This is a genomic window from Mycobacterium sp. 1245801.1 (assembly GCF_001673055.1).
GTDB classification, from domain to species: Bacteria; Actinomycetota; Actinomycetes; order Mycobacteriales; family Mycobacteriaceae; genus Mycobacterium; species Mycobacterium europaeum_A.
This window is the reverse complement of the sequence record NZ_LZKY01000421.1, coordinates 1-2,431: the sequence shown is the minus strand read 5'-3', so window position 1 is coordinate 2,431 and position 2,431 is coordinate 1. Positions and strand designations below refer to the sequence as shown.

2 protein-coding genes are annotated in these 2,431 nt (G+C 65.4%); both read right to left on the bottom strand.

Going from position 1 to position 2,431, the window contains the following annotated elements:
• Nucleotides 1–1,357, bottom strand: a 1,357-nt coding sequence (locus tag A5622_RS26925; RefSeq protein WP_066882343.1) for a DUF3556 domain-containing protein, incomplete at its 3' end; no start/stop codon positions are given.
• A gap of 138 nt (nt 1,358–1,495) precedes the next feature.
• A complete protein-coding gene (locus A5622_RS26920) occupies nt 1,496–1,762 on the bottom strand; it encodes a hypothetical protein (protein ID WP_066860358.1) in 267 nt (88 codons plus the stop codon).
• Nucleotides 1,763–2,431 lie beyond the last annotated feature (669 nt).

Here is a 2,431-nt window from a genome sequence, read left to right as displayed (position 1 = left end):
GGAACGCCAAGGCCAGGTGCAGCGGGATCAGGGTTTCCTCTTTGCTGCCGTACAACCGCTCGAGCTGCTGGTGCTGCATCGGGCCCAGGGCGCGGGAGCCGACGCGGAACTTTTCGTCGGCCGACGGCCGCACGCACCACAGGGTGGTGTCCCAGTTGCCGGCGTAGTAGCGCATGCCGGGCAGAAACGAGACCTTGCGCGGATAGAGATTCCCGACGACGACCGTGCCGGCCATGACGGCGAACAGGGCGGCGATCGGCAACGGGTGGGCGATGTCGGACAGGCCCAGGCGCGCGTGCGCGACGAACAGCCATAGCACCCCGAAGATCATGAAGACGTTCCACTCCAGCGGCACGCCCATCGGGAAGGCCAGCAGGATGTTGAGGTGGAACACGATCATCACGAACGCCGCGATGGCCGTCGGCCAGCCGCCGTGTGAGAACAGCAGCACCAGCGGTACCAGACCCTCGACTGCGGTCGAGAAGTGCGCGATGAATCCCGCCAGCGCGCTGGGCCGCAGGTCGTCCGGGTGGTGTCTGAACATCGACCGCTTGAGCGGCCCCGAGGGGATGAACGGATTGTTCGCCAGCATGGTCGAGATCACGAACGGAAAGTGCCTGTTGAGTTTGGAGGTCGCCGCACCCAGCCAAATCACCATGAAGACGACCTTGGCGCCGACGATGATGTCCGCCCCGGCGAACAGGAACGTCAGCGCCAGCGGCGCATACACCTCGCCGCGCGCGGCCAGGAAGATCACCTTGTCGCGCAAGCTGAGCACGGCCAGGACCGCCAGAATCGCGACGGTGCGCCACCACGGCAGCACTCCGATCGTGGTGTCCAGCGCGGGAATCGGTCCGGCGCCGTCGGACACCAGCGCGGTCAGGAGCAGCACCAGCAGGACGCCGTAGAGCAACGCGTCGAACGGGGTTCGGTTGCTGCCCTTGGTCAACGGCACCCGATTGGGCCACGGCGGCAACCGGATGGTGCCGGGCCGCAGCCAGTACAGGATCGACCCCATCGGAGGGAAGTAGCGCCCCGCCAAGGGCCCGAAGCAGCAACCGAGGCCGACGACCTCGAACAGCATCGTGAACAGGACGGCCTTCTGGAACACGATCGGCTCCGACCACCATTCGCCGACGTGGCTGAAGCCGCCGATGCCGGAGGTCGACCACGCGAAGAGCCAACCGCCGAGGATGTAGAGCGCGATCTTCACGCCGTACGTCACGTGCATCACCAGCGGGGTGCCGAAGCCGTGCTCGGCGATGTGGCGCGCCATCGGCACGATCCGTTCGGCGCGGGAGCGGCTGGTCCACTCGGCCATGTCGACGACGGGCAGGTTGGGCCGGATGAACCCCATTGCAGCTCCTTCGACGCAGCTCGTCCCAAGGGGCCTATCGGCGCTTCTGGCGCCGATCGGTGCCAGCAAGAAATTACCTGCAGGAGGGGCTGTCGCGGTGGGATACGGCGGCAAAATTCCGGTCAACCGGTGAGGGGGTCACTCCCAGCCCGGCGGGTCGTGCTCGGCCATGTAGGCCTCCCATGCGGCGCGGCGCAGGGCCCTGGTGTGCAGGTCCTGACAGATCGCCTGCGCCTCGGCGGCGGTGCCGGCCCGGCCCAGGTCGTGGTGCACGAAGCCGTCGTCCACCCGTTCGGCGCGGAAGCCGCCCGTCGAGACCACGTGCACCCGGTATTCGCTGCGGTCGTCGATGTTGGCGTGATAGTGGCCCTCGAAGGGCTCGACCCACTTCAGGTCAGTTTTCACAAGTGCCCTCTGAAAAACCCCACCGCAGGGATGGTAGGACCCGCGCGATCGTCGGGAAAGAGATTGCTCGGAGATCGCTACCCATCGGGTGAACCCCCCATTGAAGTGGAGAAGCCACCAAATATTGAACTACTCGGTGAGCTGGTGCGCCGTCAGGGTTTCGAACCCCGGACCCGCTGATTAAGAGTCAGCATCCGTTGTATGATATGCTGGCGTTTGCCAGTTGAAATAGCAGGTCAAACGCATTTAGCATGGACATAGCTAGACACGGCTAGACCCGTGTAGGGCCCCGGATAGGGCACCGTTGAACAAGGGAGGGCAACCCCGTGGAAGTTGTAGACGTTTGGCCGGCAGGCGTTGCGCCACAAGGGCATACGCCAGGAGCATGGGACTGCCCATGCGGTCCGTGGCTCCTCACAGAGGACGGCCGCCGGACTATTCGTCATACACCCGACCTAGCGCCGCCAAACGACGAACGCGCGCGATACCGCCACCACAGTGGAGCGCACTTCCGAGCGCCGGATTATCCGGGTGGGCCGGACGAGGGGCATTACTGCGAACTCATTGGCTGGCACGAATGCCACCGCTGCGCCTGTGGTGTCACCAATGGCTAAGCGTCGCGCTCGCGGCGAGGGCAGCCTCTACCAAACCGCTGACGGAACCTGGGTG